At 51.0% G+C, this 15,583-nt stretch carries 22 protein-coding genes; 21 read left to right on the top strand and 1 reads right to left on the bottom strand.

Features of this window, described 5'->3' with window-relative positions; genetic code table 11:
- The 4 genes from AB8599_RS09005 (at position 1) to AB8599_RS08990 (ending at position 2,336) form a co-directional block, all read left to right on the top strand.
- Positions 1–336, top strand: a complete 336-nt coding sequence (locus tag AB8599_RS09005; protein WP_407330577.1) for a DUF1364 domain-containing protein — start codon at positions 1–3, stop codon at positions 334–336.
- Complete coding sequence (locus AB8599_RS09000; RefSeq protein WP_407330576.1) at positions 329–811, top strand: VRR-NUC domain-containing protein; 483 nt, start codon at positions 329–331, stop codon at positions 809–811. The genes AB8599_RS09005 and AB8599_RS09000 overlap by 8 nt, the downstream gene beginning before the upstream one ends.
- Positions 808–1,602, top strand: a complete 795-nt coding sequence (locus AB8599_RS08995) for a TIGR02642 family protein (RefSeq protein WP_407330575.1) — start codon at positions 808–810, stop codon at positions 1,600–1,602. Before AB8599_RS09000 ends, AB8599_RS08995 begins: the two co-directional genes overlap by 4 nt.
- 104 nt (positions 1,603–1,706) lie before the next feature.
- Positions 1,707–2,336 carry a tyrosine-type recombinase/integrase gene (locus AB8599_RS08990; RefSeq protein ID WP_407330574.1) on the top strand — a complete coding sequence of 210 codons (630 nt, stop codon included), beginning with the start codon at positions 1,707–1,709 and terminating at the stop codon, positions 2,334–2,336.
- On the opposite strand, the gene AB8599_RS08985 is transcribed toward AB8599_RS08990, so the two are convergent.
- Positions 2,314–2,559 (bottom strand): hypothetical protein, encoded by a 246-nt coding sequence (locus tag AB8599_RS08985; RefSeq protein WP_407330573.1) that lies wholly within the window; start codon positions 2,557–2,559, stop codon positions 2,314–2,316. The two genes, AB8599_RS08990 and AB8599_RS08985, sit on opposite strands and share 23 nt — an antisense overlap.
- 125 nt (positions 2,560–2,684) lie before the next feature.
- Between AB8599_RS08985 and AB8599_RS08980 the strand changes: the two genes are divergently transcribed.
- The 17 genes from AB8599_RS08980 to AB8599_RS08900 all read left to right on the top strand — a co-directional run bounded on the left by AB8599_RS08980 (position 2,685) and on the right by AB8599_RS08900 (position 15,583).
- On the top strand, positions 2,685–3,155 hold the full coding sequence (locus AB8599_RS08980) for a hypothetical protein (protein WP_407330572.1): 471 nt from the start codon (positions 2,685–2,687) through the stop codon (positions 3,153–3,155).
- Between the two features lie 14 nt (positions 3,156–3,169).
- Positions 3,170–3,652 (top strand): hypothetical protein, encoded by a 483-nt coding sequence (locus tag AB8599_RS08975; RefSeq protein ID WP_407330571.1) that lies wholly within the window; start codon positions 3,170–3,172, stop codon positions 3,650–3,652.
- Between the two features lie 22 nt (positions 3,653–3,674).
- On the top strand, positions 3,675–3,935 hold the full coding sequence (locus AB8599_RS08970) for a hypothetical protein (RefSeq protein ID WP_407330570.1): 261 nt from the start codon (positions 3,675–3,677) through the stop codon (positions 3,933–3,935).
- Positions 3,936–3,948: 13 nt separating this feature from the next.
- A complete protein-coding gene (locus AB8599_RS08965) occupies positions 3,949–4,293 on the top strand; it encodes a hypothetical protein (protein WP_407330569.1) in 345 nt (114 codons plus the stop codon).
- A 145-nt stretch (positions 4,294–4,438) separates the two neighbouring features.
- Positions 4,439–4,681 carry a hypothetical protein gene (locus AB8599_RS08960; RefSeq protein ID WP_407330568.1) on the top strand — a complete coding sequence of 81 codons (243 nt, stop codon included), beginning with the start codon at positions 4,439–4,441 and terminating at the stop codon, positions 4,679–4,681.
- 13 nt (positions 4,682–4,694) lie between these two features.
- Positions 4,695–5,261, top strand: coding sequence for a lysozyme (locus AB8599_RS08955; protein WP_407330567.1), 567 nt, complete (start codon positions 4,695–4,697; stop codon positions 5,259–5,261).
- Positions 5,242–5,616, top strand: a complete 375-nt coding sequence (locus AB8599_RS08950) for a hypothetical protein (RefSeq protein ID WP_407330566.1) — start codon at positions 5,242–5,244, stop codon at positions 5,614–5,616. Before AB8599_RS08955 ends, AB8599_RS08950 begins: the two co-directional genes overlap by 20 nt.
- A 292-nt stretch (positions 5,617–5,908) precedes the next feature.
- Entirely contained in the window at positions 5,909–6,109 is a 201-nt protein-coding gene (locus AB8599_RS08945) for a hypothetical protein (RefSeq protein ID WP_407330565.1), read from the top strand.
- A 172-nt stretch (positions 6,110–6,281) separates the two neighbouring features.
- Complete coding sequence (locus AB8599_RS08940) at positions 6,282–7,154, top strand: hypothetical protein (protein WP_407330564.1); 873 nt, start codon at positions 6,282–6,284, stop codon at positions 7,152–7,154.
- On the top strand, positions 7,151–8,827 hold the full coding sequence (locus tag AB8599_RS08935) for a terminase (protein ID WP_407330563.1): 1,677 nt from the start codon (positions 7,151–7,153) through the stop codon (positions 8,825–8,827). The genes AB8599_RS08940 and AB8599_RS08935 overlap by 4 nt, the downstream gene beginning before the upstream one ends.
- Positions 8,827–10,917, top strand: coding sequence for a portal protein (locus AB8599_RS08930; protein WP_407330562.1), 2,091 nt, complete (start codon positions 8,827–8,829; stop codon positions 10,915–10,917). Before AB8599_RS08935 ends, AB8599_RS08930 begins: the two co-directional genes overlap by 1 nt.
- 92 nt (positions 10,918–11,009) lie before the next feature.
- On the top strand, positions 11,010–11,342 hold the full coding sequence (locus AB8599_RS08925; protein WP_407330561.1) for a Gp49 family protein: 333 nt from the start codon (positions 11,010–11,012) through the stop codon (positions 11,340–11,342).
- A gap of 2 nt (positions 11,343–11,344) precedes the next feature.
- Positions 11,345–11,647 carry a DUF2829 domain-containing protein gene (locus AB8599_RS08920; RefSeq protein WP_407330560.1) on the top strand — a complete coding sequence of 101 codons (303 nt, stop codon included), beginning with the start codon at positions 11,345–11,347 and terminating at the stop codon, positions 11,645–11,647.
- A complete protein-coding gene (locus AB8599_RS08915; protein WP_407330559.1) occupies positions 11,644–12,000 on the top strand; it encodes a hypothetical protein in 357 nt (118 codons plus the stop codon). Before AB8599_RS08920 ends, AB8599_RS08915 begins: the two co-directional genes overlap by 4 nt.
- 29 nt (positions 12,001–12,029) lie before the next feature.
- Positions 12,030–13,169: an SGNH/GDSL hydrolase family protein gene (locus AB8599_RS08910; RefSeq protein ID WP_407330558.1), complete on the top strand. Its 1,140-nt coding sequence runs from the start codon at positions 12,030–12,032 to the stop codon at positions 13,167–13,169.
- Positions 13,170–13,285: 116 nt separating this feature from the next.
- A complete protein-coding gene (locus AB8599_RS08905; RefSeq protein WP_407330557.1) occupies positions 13,286–14,299 on the top strand; it encodes a hypothetical protein in 1,014 nt (337 codons plus the stop codon).
- A 66-nt stretch (positions 14,300–14,365) separates the two neighbouring features.
- Entirely contained in the window at positions 14,366–15,583 is a 1,218-nt protein-coding gene (locus tag AB8599_RS08900) for a N4-gp56 family major capsid protein (protein WP_407330556.1), read from the top strand.

Here is a 15,583-nt window from a genome sequence, read left to right as displayed (position 1 = left end):
ATGGCATTTAAACAACCGGCACTGCGCAGTAAGAAACTGACGGACGCGGCACGCGGCCAAACCTGCACGCTGCAGATCGTGGGCGTGTGTAACCAAAACCCTGAGACCGTGGTGTTTGCGCATTTTCCTAGTGAAACACACGGCATGGCGTACAAATCAGATGATTTTTGGGGCGGCGATGCGTGTTCACATTGCCACGATGTGATGGATGGCCGCGGGCGGTACCACTTCGAGCCCGGCGAAAAGGAGCAATACATGTTGCAGTCGCTACACACTACCTTGTCGCGTCGTATTCGTGATGGCGTGATTGACGTGAAAGGAGGCAAGTATGCTTGATAATGTTTATTCACTGGAGCGTCAGCTCGGTCGCATTAAGCAAGGCAACAATGGCAGCATCAAGAAGGTGCGCCGTGAACCAGAAACCCAAGAGTGTGCAGACATGGTGCGCTGGGCGCGTAAAACGCGCATTGCCGGCTTGGTGGTGGGCGATTACCTGGTGCATGTGCCGAACGAGGGCAAGCGCGGCAAGAAAGCCAAATCGGATTTTTACCGCTTGGGCGGTCAGCCTGGCTACCCTGACTACATTTTTGATGTGGCGCGATGCGGGTACCACGGGTTGCGCATTGAAGCGAAAGCCCCTGTGACGTTTAGCAGTGTGATTGGTGACGATCAGCGCAAGTGGGCCGTGCGCTTGACCGAGCAGGGCTATTTGCACGCGTTTTGTTATTCGTCGCAAGACATGAAAGATCTGATCACGGACTATTTGATGGACCGTATTGAGGGACCGTCATCGCAAGGGAGCGCGGCATGAACCGAGGTATTGAGTTGTTTATTCGTATGCATATTGAGAAAACGGGCACCCATCAGCAGCGTGGGCGCCAAACGTTAACGGGCGATGTGATTATCGCGGTATTGGGTAAGTTGCAGCACGATCACCCGATCGGCAGTGATGCGATTATGTGGCGTTGGCTGGATGATGCAAATGCGCAGCAGCGATTGGAAGCGGCGATGGCGCGTTATGTGCCGAGCCATGCTTCGCGTCCTGAATTGTGTGCGCAGATCGTGGCGTTGGCTGTGACCGTGTTTGCGGATAAGCCGGTGGTCAGTCAACAGCGCACGTTAACCTCGCTGTGGAAAAATCACAGTGAGCAAGCGCGTCGCTCTGAACGCCTCATTCGTACCTGGCAAGCGCAGATCAACGTATTGGAGCGCCAAATTGCGGGCTCAACCGTGTTTCGTGCGCAGGCGTTGGCGGGCGACATTGACAAGAAAACGGGACTGATCGCGAAGGAGCGTCAGCGGTTGAGTGACTATGCGGCCTCGCAAGCGGCGAAAAGTTGCGCCTGTCCGCGCTGCCGCGGCACTGGGGTGGTGAAGGTGGTGGATGCGTGCCCGTCGTGTGAGGGGGCGGGAACGCTGACCGTCACACCTGACAATGTGCGGCAGCATTTGCGCCAGCTTGGGATTGCGCGTGTGTCCGATGCAATATGGTCGCGTGAGTTAAAGCCGTTGTTTGAAGTGATCTCTCAGCAGTTGCATATTTTGCACAACGAAGCGGCGACGGCGTTGGAGAAACAATTGGTTCTCGAGCGAGCGGCGTAGAAAAATTCCCCTAATGCCCCGCTTAATCTGAGCGGGGTTATCAATTCCCTGTAATTCCTTTGCTAGTGTTTATGTATTCGCGTGTTTAAAAGGAATCTGCACACATGGCCCTACCAGCATTAATCGAAGACTCACAAAGAAAGTGGTTGTTTAAAGTCACGGCCCACAGCAAAGAGGCTGATCTCAATCTCTGTTTACTCGGTTTCTTTTTGGGTTCAGGCATGACCACGCTCGAACTGTGCCGGGTACAGGTCGGCGATGTGATCACCAAGTCGGGCGAGCTGGCGAAATGCTTTGCTGTTCGTGGCGATGTTGAGCGGGATTTCTATTTGTCGAACGCGGATTTAAAAGCACTGGTGAAGCGCCACGCAGAAAAGCGTAAGAAAGACGGCGATCACCCCGACTACTATCAAGGCCATGATCCGTGTGCGCAATTCTTCACTAGGAGCAACGGAGACGCGTTTAATGTGAAAAGACGAACGACGGCAAGGGGAAACGACAGTTATCACTGTAACGCGCTAAATAATCACATTAAGAGGCTGTTAAGCGATGGTGGCATCGAAAGGCCGTCAATCTTGTCAGGGCGTAGAACGTTTGCGGTGAGATTGAAACGGCACGGTGTTGACGTGCCGACAATTCATTTGATGTTGGGGAATAAGGATTTATCGACGACTTACAGGCTTTTGGATAGCGACCCAGTTGATATGGGCGCTATTGCTGAGATGGCTTTTTGAGTTGAGCAAGGGCGAGTTTAACGGCAAGGTCTATCGCTTGTCCTTCGTTGCGAACGTCTGGCGATAGCGCTTTGATTTCTTTCAAACCTTCTTTGGTTTCTTCTGTCACGTAAGCATCAACGCGCTTTTTACTCGCTGTCTGTGAGGCGTGGTGAGCCTTTCTTGCCGCTGCAATGCTGGCCTTTCGTTGTTCTTTGTCTTGTGCCACTGGGCTTACTTCCATTGCTGACCATTCCGCGAGTGTAATTCAGTTTACCGTGTAATCAAAATTATAGGTTAAATCGTTTACACGGTAAACAATCAAGGTTAATATGTTTACCGTGTAAACAATTAATTAAGGTAACGACCATGTACCAAACATTTAGACCAAGCCAGCCAAGCCTAGTGGCGGCAATCATGTCATTTCTTGGTGACGAAAAACCAAGCGGTGGCGTAGATGTAGCCTTGATGAACAAGGTCATTGAGGCGGCAAACTTGGTTTGTGAAGAATGCGCCCGTGAGCGCGTTTATGCTGATAAGCCAATGACACCGAAAGAGTGGCTGGCCTCTGATGACACTGGCCAAAGTTCTAAGTACATGCTTTCAGTGTTGGCGGAACTCGGGTGTCCTGCTGAGGACGGCCCGACACCGCGTGATGCGGCGGATTTTGGTCGCTGCCTCCGCATGGTTCGCGTGTGTGGGTTTGAAAGCGATGTCAGTAAAATGCGTGAGTATGGCGACAATTGGCAGCGCATCGCGGATAACTGGGGGCAGTTGGTGGCGTGGTATGACGCCGATAATAATCGTGACATTTACGGCTTTTTGCACTCGGACATCTAAGGGGAATTTTGACCATGGAAACGCTAGAAAAAATCAAACAACTGTGTCGTGAATCTTGGTCTGGTGAAACAGGCGAGCAGCGTGCTGTAGATGCTGAGGCGTTTATTCTCGGTTTCTTACCAAGCTATGCGGGATTGCTGGGTATTAGCCAACAGCAGGTTCTAGATGCCATTGAGGCGAAGCGAACTTACAGCGCAGTGAATTACTATCAGCAATCAAATTTCCCGTCATTGGATGGGGTAAAGATTTTTGACACCAAGCAGGCGTTTGCGGAAGCGGCACCAAGCAAGCAATTTCGCTGCCCTTCATGTGGTGGTGTGTCGTCAGACCCTTATGAGTGTGATGCCTCGAAAGACTGTGATTGGAAGTCGTATGGCCTGTTTGGAACGCTCGGTAAAGGTGTTCGCATCGTGGTTAAAGATACTTTTTTAGAGCACCCGCGGGTGCATGAAATCTTTATGCCGCTGGAATTTGAACAGCAGGCTAGCGGCCTTTAAATCTAAGGGGAATTTTTTAATCATGGAAATTCAAGTGTTAGGCCACGAGCCTGATCGCGAGCTTGGTTGTTTTTATCTTGACCACGAATTCAACCTTGAACGTGATCCTGATGATGGTTTCAGTTTCGGAAACTGGTACATGAATGTGCGAAACGAAGAAGGCGAGACGGTTTGTGATGGCTGGATTGATGACAGCAGCGGTATGTCATTACGCCAAGCGTTTGAGGCTGCATGCACTGGCGCAGAACTGGAATTGCCAACTGTTTGGCCTGATCTGAATTAAAGGGGAATTTTCAATGGATCAGAAGTTAGTTGAAATGGTTGAAAACGCTGGCTTAGAAGTCAGCGACGTGGCCCACATCATCAAAGCGGCGCAAGGCATGGCGGTGATGACATTCGTAAACAACATGGTCGGCGCGTTTGAGTCGGGTTTCATTGAAGATCATGAAAGCAATTTGGCTGATGTGTACCAGTGCGCCGTTAACCACGTCAAAGACAACTACGACCGCAGCGTTCCGTCATTGAAAGAAACGTGGGGCGAAGACATTGCCGAGTTATGCCGCATTGGTGATGAAGCGGCCCAGCCTGTAAAGCAAGTGAATATCGGTACCATCAAGGGCGATTTCAATTTCAACAATTAAAGGGGAATTGGTTTCTACTAAGCGGGCCAGCGTCTCGCTTTAGTTGAACCCTGCCGAGATCCAAGGTAAATTAGACACATAGTGCGAAACCTCGTCCCTTCACAGGGTCGGGGTTTTTTTGTGCCTGAATTTTGGGGAGTGGGGCGTGATTGATAAACCGACAATTGCTATTGCGGCAGGCAGCGGGACGACAATGAGTGTGACGGCGGCTAAGTCGGTGCAAAACACTCAGTCGATGTTGAATTCGAGTTGGGATCAGATTATCGACGGCGCATTTACGCTGTACGGCTCTGATCTGGCTTTTTTTGTCGGCTCTGCGCTGACATTGGCGGGTATTGTGGTGTCGTTGCTGCGATGGCTGTTCCCGAAAGGCGTTATATCTGCGTAAGGGGGGGGAAGTCATGCGGTTCAATAAACTTCATGCGTCACTACTTGCTGGCGCTATTGCGTTAACGGGTGGGTTCGAAGGGATTCGACACGTCGCCTATCAAGACAGTGGCGGCGTATGGACGGCATGTTACGGCGAAACGCTGGGTATTGAGCAGGGTGATACGTTCACACGTGCGCAGTGCGACGCGATGTTTGGTAAATCGCTGCAAAAGCACAACACGCCACTTGAAGATATTCCTCAACAATTGCCGCCAGAAGTTCACTTGGCCTCACTGGACATGGCGTACAACATCGGTACCGGGGCGTTTAGCCGTTCGACACTGTATCAACATTTGCTCACTGCGCAATATCCGCAAGCGTGCATGGAAATGCCGCGCTGGACGTTCGTGAGAATTGGTGGGGAGTTGCGCAATTGCCGTGACTCACAGTGGAACTGCACGGGCATCGTGACACGACGAGAGATTGTGTCGCAGTTGTGCCTGGGCCAAATACCTATCAATGACGCGCTGGCGCGATTAGGCCAGTTGCCGCTAGACAAGGAAGTGTTGGAGGCGATGAATGCTGGCATTGCTCCGTAGTCCGAAGGCATGGGCGGTTGTTGCTGTTGTGGGTGTGATAGGCGTGCAGTACGCAAGAATTCAGTTTGCGCAGGCAGAGAATGAGGCATTGTCGCTGCGAGTAGACGCGTTGAGTGTTCAGCTATCGAGTGCGAGTGAAGCGGCGAGTGCGAATGAAGCGGCGCTAATGGCGGTAAGAACGAATGCAAGGGAAGCAGGGGAAGCGCATCGAGCGTTACTGCAGCGTGAGCGGGAAGAAGGAGTGCGACTGAATGAAGAAATGGCATGGATTAAAAGGCAGCTGGCGGATGCAGGGAGCGGCGATAGCTGTCATGTGCCTGTCACTGTCACTGAGCGGTTGCGCGAGCCCTACTGAATACATCATTCAGCATGAGGTTGAATACATGTTACCGCCTGTTGCGGTGGTCCCGTGTAAAAAGCCGCAAGTGAATGGAACGTGGCCGGCTGTCGTTGAAACCGATATACCTCAATTGAAATCGGCATTGTCTCTATGCGCAGGGCAAGTCGATGCGTACCTGAAATGGCGGAAGGTGGTTGAGGATGGCGGTTAGGTGAAGGTAAAGCCGAAGGGCTGACAAATTGATGCGCATAACAGGGCGTTCTTCTGATGGAGAGCGCCCGATTATGTTCATAGGGGAGCAAAAGACATGATGAGTTTCAAGGAAGCGTGGAAACGATGGAGTTTTAAAGCGGCGGTGATCATTGCGTTGCTGAATATTGCGGTTGCGGTGCTTGTGTACTTTGAGCCTGTATTGCCATCGTTCGCCTTTGCGCTATTGAATGCGGTGCTTGTCGGTGGGATTGCGATTCTCCGTGTGTGGCCGCAAAAGAGCCTGACTTCCCTATGAGTGGAGAGAGAGCTAAGACTGGGCGTGTTTCCAATGTTATCCGTTGGAATGGAGTCAGCGCTCGTGTTCAGCTTTCCGATGGCTCAAGAGTCACAGTAAAGGTTTCATACCAGCCTCGCATTGGTGATTGGGTGGTTGAAGGTGAGTTCAGTAGAGAGCAAGTAAGTAAGTAATGGCTAAACAGGACTGGAAGAAGTTACAGGCGCAGTTCGAACATGACCATGACAAATATGGCACTGGCGCGAAAGAGTGGTGTGACGCTAAAGGGCTGAACTACGCGAGTGCACGTCGATACATTAAAGTGCGCACAATTGCGCAGTCAGGTAATGCGCAGACCAAAACTGCGCAAACTGCGCAAAAGCCAAAGGCGCAGAAGAAAGACGCGAAAAAAAGATCGCAAGAAACAAATTGTGTCCCCCCTTCTGAGTCTGATGGTCGCGAAAAACGGCACTTGGATGATTCAGAGGGCAAAGGCGAGAGGGATAGCAAAGGGCGTTTCCAGTCAGGGCACTCTGTTTCGGTGGGTAATCAGGGCAATACGAATGTGCCGAGCAATTCCTTTGTTGAAGGCAATCAGGCGGCAAGGAAAGGCGGTTTGTATGCGCGTTACTTTCCAGAAGCAAAGCAGCATATGTTTGATGCGGCGGACACGGCAACGTTAGATGATGAATTGATGCTGACGCGTGCGAGATTGCAAAGCGGTATTGAATACCTCGGCAAGATTCATGAAGACATGGCAAGTGCGACGACAGTGGAGGACCGTATTTCTCTGTATGAGTCGTTCACTCGTGTGAATGGACAGCTCGATAATCTCACTGCGCGTATTGAGTCGATAACTCGAACAATGAGCAGTCTCGGTCTAGATCTCGTGAATTGCGCGAAAGTGGTTGAAGATACGAAGCGCATACGCAGCGCTACGCGAAAACTGACGCTGGAAGCGGACAAGTTATCGAAAGAAGGCAAAGGCGATGACACACCAATTAGCCAAATGCTTGAAGACTTGCAATCGATGGGGACAGGCGGCTTGATGAGTAAGCCGCAATGACAGACATTCATGAGATCACCGACGAGCAAGAGATTGCTGAGATTGAGAAGCGACTGTCCGACAAGTGGTGGCGTCTCGATAACTTGTACAAGATTGAGAATGAGCAGGGTGAGTTAGTTACGTTTCGTTTGCGTCCTGCTCAACGATTGCTGTTTGAGTTGATGCACTGGCTCAACATCATTCTGAAAGCGCGACAGCTTGGATTCTCTACAGCGATTGACATTTATCTGCTCGATGAGGCGCTATTCAATAAGAACCTCAAGTGCGGGATCATCGCGCAGGACCAATCAGCAGCAGGCGAAATCTTCCGTACCAAGATTGAAATCCCCTTCGATAATCTTCCTGCCTGGCTAAAGACACGTTTCAAAATCAAATCTCGCACGTCGGGTGCAACTGGTGGGCGACTTCTTTTCGAGCATGGTTCAAGTATTCAGGTGGCGACTTCTTTTCGCTCAGGTACCGTGCAGCGATTACATGTTTCTGAGCACGGCAAGATATGTGCGAAGTACCCACAAAAAGCCAAAGAGGTGAGAACCGGTACGTTGAATGCCATTCACCCTGGTTGCGTAGCATTCATTGAGAGCACGGCAGAAGGTGTAGGCGGCGATTTTCATAGCATGACGATGAAGTCTATGGATCTCACGAAAGCCAATGCCGAGTTAACGTCGCTGGATTGGAAGTTTCACTTCTTTGCTTGGTGGCAAGATCCGAAGTATCGCGCCGCGGTACCGAAGAACGGTGTTGTGATGAGCAAGGTTCAGCGTGAATACTTTGATGCCGTGGAAAATGCCATGAACTGCACGCTTTCTGATGAACAGCGGCAATGGTACGTGCTCAAAGAGTCCGAGCAGGGCGACGAAATGAAACAGGAATTCCCTTCAACGCCTATCGAGGCGTTTTTAGTTTCTGGCCGTCGTGTTTTCAATGCGATTCATACGATGAATGCTGAGGCTGAATGCGTGGCTCCGCTCATTGTGTATGACATGGACCCAACAACGGGCAGTAAGCACAAGGCGCAGAAGCCTGAGAAGATGGATGAACAAGGCCAACGCAGCTTGATGAACATGCTTCTTGTGTGGGAGTTGCCCGACGAGGACGAAGACTACGCCATTGGCGTCGATATTGCGGAAGGCTTGGAGCATGGCGACCGTTCTAGTTTCGACGTGGTGAAGAAAAGCACTGGTGAACAAGTGGCGCATTGGTTTGGTCATTTGGACGTGGAGTTGTTCGCGCAGCTTGTGGCTCATGTGGGTAAGTGGTACTGCAAAGCCTATGTGGGGCCAGAACGTAATAACCATGGTCACGCCTTTATCTTGGCATTCAAGGACCTTTACCCTTCATCGCGTATTTACTCTGAGCAGTACATCGATCGCGAAGACGAGGACGAAACCGTAAAACTCGGCTGGCTGACGACCAAACAAAGCAAGCCCATTCTCACTGAGGGCATGAAAACCCTACTCAAGAACAACATATCAGGGGCGCGTTGGATCGGCACCGTGTCTGAGATGCACACCTACGTCTATGACAAACGCGGCAGCATGAATGCACAAGACGGCTGTTTTGATGATCAGCTTGTGAGTTACATGATTGCCCAAGAAATGCGTGCACGTATGCCTAAACGCATGAAGAAAGTTGAGACCCCACGTAAACCTACTCACTGGATGACGAAATAATGACAGCAGCACTGAAAGACACTGGCATTGATACGCAAGCACTCACGGTCATTATGTCCGACATTGACGGTCAACCGGGCTGGCGAAGTAATGCGAACCGAGCTTGTGCGTATTACGACGGCGATCAACTGGACCCAAAGGTGGTGGCGGTACTGAGAGAACGCGGCCAACCTGAGACGATGCACAACCTTATCGCCCCTGCGATTGATGGTGTATTGGGTATGGAAGCAAAGACTCGAACTGATTTGATGGTGATTGCTGATGATCCTGATGAGGAAATGGAGAAGTTGGCCGAGGCGGTCAATGCTGAATTCTCTGATGCGTGTCGATTAAGCCGATTAGACCGCGCACGCTCGGAAGCCTATGCAGGGCAAGTGAAGTGTGGCGTTGGTTTCGTGGAAGTGTATCGAAACCCTGATCCGTTTGGACCTAAGTACAAGGCAAAGAACATCCCCCGCGATGAGGTGTTTTGGGATTGGTTATCGGTTGAACCTGATTGGTCGGATTGCCAATGGGTGATGCGACAGCGCTGGGAAGAAGTGGACACGCTGAAAGCCATGCTGCCACACAAAGCCGAGGTGCTGGATTATGCGGTGAAAGATTGGGACGGGTTTGCGGATGTTAGCCACATTGAAGGCATTGACGCTAATCTCGTGAGTGCATGGGAAGAATACCAAGGCTGGAGCCGTTCCGAATCTGAGTACCTAAGCCAAAACCGCAAGCGCATTCGTTTGCAGATTGTTTATCGTCGCGTGATTGAGCGTAAGCCTGTGATCCATTTGAGTGACGGGCGCGTGATTGAGTTTGATAAGAACAATCTTGCTCATGCCACTGCCGTTGCGATGGGGCGAGCTGAGGTCACAATAGGCCAAACCAGTACCATTATCGAAACGTGGTTTGCTGGTCCTCATAAGCTAGGAGCAAGAAAGTGCCAGGCACCATATGGCATGTTCCCTATTGTGCCGTTCTTTGGTTATCGCAAAGACAAGAGTGGTGAACCCTATGGCCTGATTTCTCGTGCTATCCCTGCGCAAGACGAAGTGAACTTCCGTCGTCTTAAACTGACTTGGCTATTGCAGGCTAAGCGCGTGATCGCCGATGACGACGCCACGAACCTGAGCCGTGATCAGGTCATGGAGCAAGTCGAAAGGCCGGATGGTTACATTCCGCTTAACCCTGATCGCCGCAACAAGAAAACCATTAGCGAAGCGTTTCAGGTGCAAAGCGATTTCAATATCGCCGCACAGCAGTTTCAGGTGATGCAAGACTCAATGAAGCTGATCCAAGACACTATGGGTATTTACTCGGCTTTCTTGGGCCAAGAAGGCGGCGCGGATTCTGGCGTAGCGATTGCAAACCTTGTTGAACAGGGCGCGACCACGCTTGCTGAGGTGAATGATAACTATCGTCTTAGCTGTCAGTTGCTCGGTGAGTTAATGCTCGGCTACATTCTTGAAGACATGGCGAAGCAGAAGAACAAGCGCATTGTGATCAACCGTGATGATAAGCAAAAGCGTAAGCCCGTTATCTTGAACGAAGAAACCGAGCAGGGATTGAATAACGACATTACCCGCTTGCGTGCACACATTGCCCTTGCGCCTATTCAACAAACCACGGCATACAAAGCACAGTTGGCGGATCGCATGATGCTGATCACTGCCAACATGCCACCACAAGTGCAGATGGCCGTGTTTGACTTGGTGTGTGAATTGTCTGATGTGCCGAATAAGCAAGAGTTCATGGAGCGTGTACGCGGTGCGCTGAACTTGCCGAAAGACCCCGAAGACATGACGCCAGAAGAACAACAAGCATTCGCGCAGCAGCAGCAGAAAGCCGCGGCGCAAGAAGAACTGGCCATGCGTGAAATGAACGCCAAGGTGGGCGAACTCGAAGCCAAGGTAACGAAACTCCAATCCGCAGCGATGCGTGATGAAGCAGAAGCGCAGTCTAAACGCTATGACAATGCGAAGAAACAAGCCGAGACAGGCAAGATTCTCGCAGAGATGCAGCAAGTGACAGAAGAACTGAATCGAGTGCGTGCCGACTACGACGCGCTATTAACGAGCCAGATTGACGCGTTGCAGTTGTAGCGTGCCGAAATCTAAGGTAAATTATCCCCATCGTGTGAAGCCTCGCCCTTTTGGGTGGGGCTTTTTTATTGGGCGCTATTTAGGGAATGGATATGGCCAAACAAAACAAAGTGGCATTCGCACACATTACGGCGTTAGTGGAATCGCTAACGTTCAAGTTTGCGCGTGTGGATGACACGACCGTAACAGGTTGTTGGGCGTTCTTGCCTAATGGTTTCCAAGTGGCATACGGCGAATCAGCGTGTGTGGACCCAAACGAGTACAAACAAGAAACGGGCGAGCATTGGGCGAAAGAACGATGCAAGGCCGCAGCGGTTAACAAACTGTGGGAGCTGGAAGGTTACTTGCTGAAAGTGACGGGCAGTACCAGTGACGGCTTTGAGCCGACGGAGTCATGGAACAGCGTAACTACCTGTAAGGGATGACGATGAAGTTTGACCAAGCACAAGCGGCGATGCGCGATGGCCGTCGCGTTGCACGTCGTGGCTGGAATGGCAAAGGGATGTTTGCCTACTACGTACCTGGTGGCGTTTACCCTGCACAGGTGGAGGCTATCAAAGGCGAATTCCCGAATGACATGGTGCCTTACAAGCCTTACTACGCGCTGAAAACTGCGCAAGAGTGTGTGTCTGTATGGGTACCGTCCATTGGTGACATTGATGCTGATGATTGGTATGTGATCCAGTCGCTTGGCGAACTATCATGCTTAAAGAACAAGGATGTGAAATGAACAGATTCTATGAACCTGGCAGAAAGAAGTTTGTAGCGAAACTTAGTGTTGCGGCACTGACAAGCGGCAAGAGCATTGGGTGCGACTTCGCGTTTGATGGTCGTGTGTTTCTTATCCCCATGAAAGATGGAAAACCAACAACGGAAGCGACGGGGACGATTGAATTGCTGGTTGAGCTCGGTGGCGTGAAAGAAGCTATTCAGTTTGGCACAGTTAACCTAGCCAAACTCAACCCGCCAACGTATGAAAAGCCACGATGGGGCGGATCAGCGGACTCCCTTTATGCGAAAGCAAGCGAAGGTGCAGTGCTGGAAGGGTTTGATGAGTTGAAGCTCATTATTGAGAGGTTCTGATGAGACCTCTGCCAATCAATGAAGTAGGCATGTTATTGGAATCGCCTACTCACGAGATCACACAAGTTGTTCTGTTTGGCGGCGCAATCATGGAGCAGACACTGGACGACATTAGTGAAGTGCGACTGATGGAGGATTTGTTTGCTAGCTATGGTGTCCCTGTAAAGGCATTTGAAAGGGCAACGAGCGGTGACACGTCTTCTATGATGCTAAACGGAATTCAGCATGTTATCGATGAATTCAAAAGTGATGCATCAAAAACGGTTATTGTCCTGCATGGGCCAAGTAGTGACGTGTCGCAGTTCGGGCCATACCCCGGTGGCGCAACCGATATGCAAAGCAACATGCGAGAGATTGCCTCAAAGATAAAGAAAGCAGGCTACATTCTCGCCATGTCGTCAATCACTTATCGCGTTCCCCCTGCGTCTAATCCGTCAGCCCCTTACAATCAGGCCGTCATTAGGCCGATTATCAAGGAATTTGCAGACATTGAGCTAGATCTTCATGCAATGACTGCGTCGCAGTGGGAGGAGTGGCACGAGGTTGACGGAGTTAACCCGTCAGCTACGGGTGTGCTGCTTAACATTAACTACATCGCTTCCGCTATTGCCAAAGAGTGCAAGAAAGCTGAGTTTGGCTTAACGGTCGATGATGTAGTGATTAACTTCGGTGTGCTAGATATTTACGCTGACGGTTACAACAAGCTGTCTTCGTCGCAGCGACGCACGACAGGAATTCGAAGTGTAAAAGGCGTGACGCTTGCAGGCTCTGCGATTTCTGTTTCTGGTGACGCAGGCTCTGTGAATACGGGGCGCGGGAACGTCAATGACGACACCGATAATAGTGTTAGCTTAAGCAATCATGATGGCTTGTTATCGTTCATCTACGGCGATGCGAATGACATAAATGTTGATATGTCAGCGTTGGCGCTAAACCCGCTAAAAACTTACAGGGTAGAAGTCGTTTCATCTAGGGCTGCCAATGACTCACGAGTTGCACATTACGCGATAGGGGGGCAGGTCAAGTCGCTTGATGCTTGCTTAACGCCTGCTGGCTCAGTCGTTTTTGAGGGCTTGTCTGCGTTTGATGTTATGTCGGGGTTAGTCATTTCGAAAGGCGTTGACGCTAGATTCATTTACATCAACATGATGAGAGTGACTGAGGAATAGCCGCTAGCCATTGTTCAGAAATAACAGCCGCCAATTGGCGGTTTTTTTGTCTCTGTCGTTAAGGGCTTTCACTGAGAGCCCTTAGCCGCAAAGACAGCGATACGTCTACACAGGAGATGCGAAAAGTGGAAATCGAGTTTACAGGTGAAGAAAGCGTTGAAGAAATGGAAGCGCTATTGGCAAAGTTTGAAAGTGCTGAAGTCGTTGACGAACAGACGGATGACGGAGAACTGCCAGCAGTAGAATCCATTCAGAACACTGATACAAAGACAGAAGCGCATGGTGCCGATACTGGCGCGACTTCGGCAGTCGCGGGCGATAACGTTGATGATCAGACGCAAGGTGATACACCAAAAGGGATCGCAGCGAAAGACGGCGAGCACGTTATTCCTTATGACGTACTTGAACGCGAGCGCGAAGCCAACCGACAGCTCAAAGAGCAAATTGACGCGATGCAGGCGAAAAACGACGAGTACGAACAAACTCAACGTTTACTGAGCATTCGCGACAAGCAACTCGAAAAGCTGGGTGTGGCGCCACAAGACCTGCCTGAAAACGTCAAGCTCACAGAAGAACAGTTAGATGCGCTCGATGAAGACTACCCCGAGATTGGTGGTGCAATTCGTGCATTAGCCGCGCAAGTGAATGCGTTTCAAAGCGCGAAAGGCGCAGGCGGTACTAACGACAGTTCCTCTACGGCCAACACTCACACTGAACAACCGACAGCGAACCATACCAGTGCTGATCCGGTTTTGGATGCGATCAACGCAAACCAAGATTTGGCGGCATGGCGTAAAAGCGGCGGCGAACAGTGGAATAAAGCCATTGAGCTCGATGACCAACTACGCGCAGATCCGCAATGGGCTAACAAGCCAATGGCAGAACGTTTTGATGAAGCCGCTCGACGCACGAAAGCCCACTTTGACCAGCAGGTGAAAGACAAGGCCGCAGCCGCAGAAGACGCAGCGAAACAAAATGCACTGCCGAATTCTCCTAGCGAGTTAGGTTCGACTAATCGCCATTCATCGCTCATGGACAAAGCAGCGAACGCGAGTTCTGAGGAACTGCAAGCGCTTATGTCTGGCATGAGTGACGATGAAATCAACGCCTTTCTTTCCAACGCAAGTTAACGCCGTGTAGACGGCATCGAGAACCCGCCCACTGTGGCGGGTTTTTTTGTTTAAAGGATTGAGAAAATGACAACCATTTCAAAAGCACAGGCAGTCAAACTGCAAGAAGCGGCGCTGTTTACCGCAGCGAACCGTAACCGCTCCATGACCAACATGCTCACTGACAACGCACCGAAAGCGGCGATCAGTGACAAGAAGGGCAACAAGCAAACAGGCCCAGGCGCACCGATTGTGCGTGTGACCGATTTGCAGAAAGCGTCAGGAGACACGGTAGACATGCAGATCGTGCACAAGCTATCTAAAAAGCCAACGATGGGCGATCGTAAAATCGCAGGTCGTGGTGAGGGTCTGGACTTCACCAGCTTCGAGCTGTCAATCAACCAAGGTCGTCACCAAGTGGATGCAGGCGGCAAGATGAGCCAGCAGCGTACCGGTCACAACCTGATGACCACGGCGCGTACGCTACTGGGCACTTACTTCAACGATTTGAAAGACCAACTGGCGACCGTTCACATGGCGGGTGCACGTGGTGATCACTTCGCGGATGACATTATCGTGCCGTTGATGAACGACCCTGAGTTTGCCGAAATGTTGGTGAATGACATTATGCCGCCAACGTATGACCGTCATTTCTTCGGCGGTGATGCAACCACGTTTGAAGGATTGGACCAAGCGGACGTGTTTGGCATGGAAGTGGTGGATAACCTGTCTTTGTTCATTGAAGAAATGGCACACCCGATTCAGCCGATCCGTTTTGCGGAAGAAAACAAAGCAGGCAGCGAGCCGTTCTACATCTTGAACGTGACGCCGCGCCAGTGGGCTGACTTCAAGCGCACGGCAGGCTACAAAGATTGGCAGCAACTGGCGGCGAACGCCATGAAGCGCAAGTCTGATTTTAGTCATGACGTGTTCCGTGGTGATTGCGTGATGCACGAAAACATTTTGATCCGTAAGTACCTGGGTATGCCAATTCGCTTTAACACAGGCTCAACGGTTGATGTGTCTAACAACGACAAGGCGGCAACCGTTAAGCAAGTGGAGGCGGCAACTAACATTGACCGCGCCATGCTGATTGGTGCGCAGGCACTAGCGGATGCGTGGGGTAAAACCCAAAACGGTAGCCAGTTCAGTTTACACACTGAGAAAGTGGACGCGGGTAACCGTGAAGAAGTGACCATTGGCTGGATGAATGGCTTGAAGAAAATCCGCTTTGCGGACAAGTCGGGCCGTGTGAATGACCACGGTGTTATCGCGGTCGATACTGCTATCACCCTGGGCATTTAA

Source organism: Enterovibrio litoreus, assembly GCF_045679545.1.
In the GTDB taxonomy this organism is placed as follows: Bacteria; Pseudomonadota; Gammaproteobacteria; order Enterobacterales; family Vibrionaceae; genus Enterovibrio.
Note: the sequence above shows the minus strand (reverse complement) of the source record. Positions and strands in the feature narration are given on the sequence as shown.

Coding starts and splice junctions, on each gene's coding strand:
- AB8599_RS09005 (WP_407330577.1), top strand. CDS start 1: ATGGCATTTAAACAACCGGCACTGCGCAGTAAGAAACTGACGGACGCG.
- AB8599_RS09000 (WP_407330576.1), top strand. CDS start 329: ATGCTTGATAATGTTTATTCACTGGAGCGTCAGCTCGGTCGCATTAAG.
- AB8599_RS08995 (WP_407330575.1), top strand. CDS start 808: ATGAACCGAGGTATTGAGTTGTTTATTCGTATGCATATTGAGAAAACG.
- AB8599_RS08990 (WP_407330574.1), top strand. CDS start 1,707: ATGGCCCTACCAGCATTAATCGAAGACTCACAAAGAAAGTGGTTGTTT.
- AB8599_RS08985 (WP_407330573.1), bottom strand. CDS start 2,559: ATGGAAGTAAGCCCAGTGGCACAAGACAAAGAACAACGAAAGGCCAGC.
- AB8599_RS08980 (WP_407330572.1), top strand. CDS start 2,685: ATGTACCAAACATTTAGACCAAGCCAGCCAAGCCTAGTGGCGGCAATC.
- AB8599_RS08975 (WP_407330571.1), top strand. CDS start 3,170: ATGGAAACGCTAGAAAAAATCAAACAACTGTGTCGTGAATCTTGGTCT.
- AB8599_RS08970 (WP_407330570.1), top strand. CDS start 3,675: ATGGAAATTCAAGTGTTAGGCCACGAGCCTGATCGCGAGCTTGGTTGT.
- AB8599_RS08965 (WP_407330569.1), top strand. CDS start 3,949: ATGGATCAGAAGTTAGTTGAAATGGTTGAAAACGCTGGCTTAGAAGTC.
- AB8599_RS08955 (WP_407330567.1), top strand. CDS start 4,695: ATGCGGTTCAATAAACTTCATGCGTCACTACTTGCTGGCGCTATTGCG.
- AB8599_RS08950 (WP_407330566.1), top strand. CDS start 5,242: ATGCTGGCATTGCTCCGTAGTCCGAAGGCATGGGCGGTTGTTGCTGTT.
- AB8599_RS08945 (WP_407330565.1), top strand. CDS start 5,909: ATGATGAGTTTCAAGGAAGCGTGGAAACGATGGAGTTTTAAAGCGGCG.
- AB8599_RS08940 (WP_407330564.1), top strand. CDS start 6,282: ATGGCTAAACAGGACTGGAAGAAGTTACAGGCGCAGTTCGAACATGAC.
- AB8599_RS08935 (WP_407330563.1), top strand. CDS start 7,151: ATGACAGACATTCATGAGATCACCGACGAGCAAGAGATTGCTGAGATT.
- AB8599_RS08930 (WP_407330562.1), top strand. CDS start 8,827: ATGACAGCAGCACTGAAAGACACTGGCATTGATACGCAAGCACTCACG.
- AB8599_RS08925 (WP_407330561.1), top strand. CDS start 11,010: ATGGCCAAACAAAACAAAGTGGCATTCGCACACATTACGGCGTTAGTG.
- AB8599_RS08920 (WP_407330560.1), top strand. CDS start 11,345: ATGAAGTTTGACCAAGCACAAGCGGCGATGCGCGATGGCCGTCGCGTT.
- AB8599_RS08915 (WP_407330559.1), top strand. CDS start 11,644: ATGAACAGATTCTATGAACCTGGCAGAAAGAAGTTTGTAGCGAAACTT.
- AB8599_RS08910 (WP_407330558.1), top strand. CDS start 12,030: ATGTTATTGGAATCGCCTACTCACGAGATCACACAAGTTGTTCTGTTT.
- AB8599_RS08905 (WP_407330557.1), top strand. CDS start 13,286: ATGCGAAAAGTGGAAATCGAGTTTACAGGTGAAGAAAGCGTTGAAGAA.
- AB8599_RS08900 (WP_407330556.1), top strand. CDS start 14,366: ATGACAACCATTTCAAAAGCACAGGCAGTCAAACTGCAAGAAGCGGCG.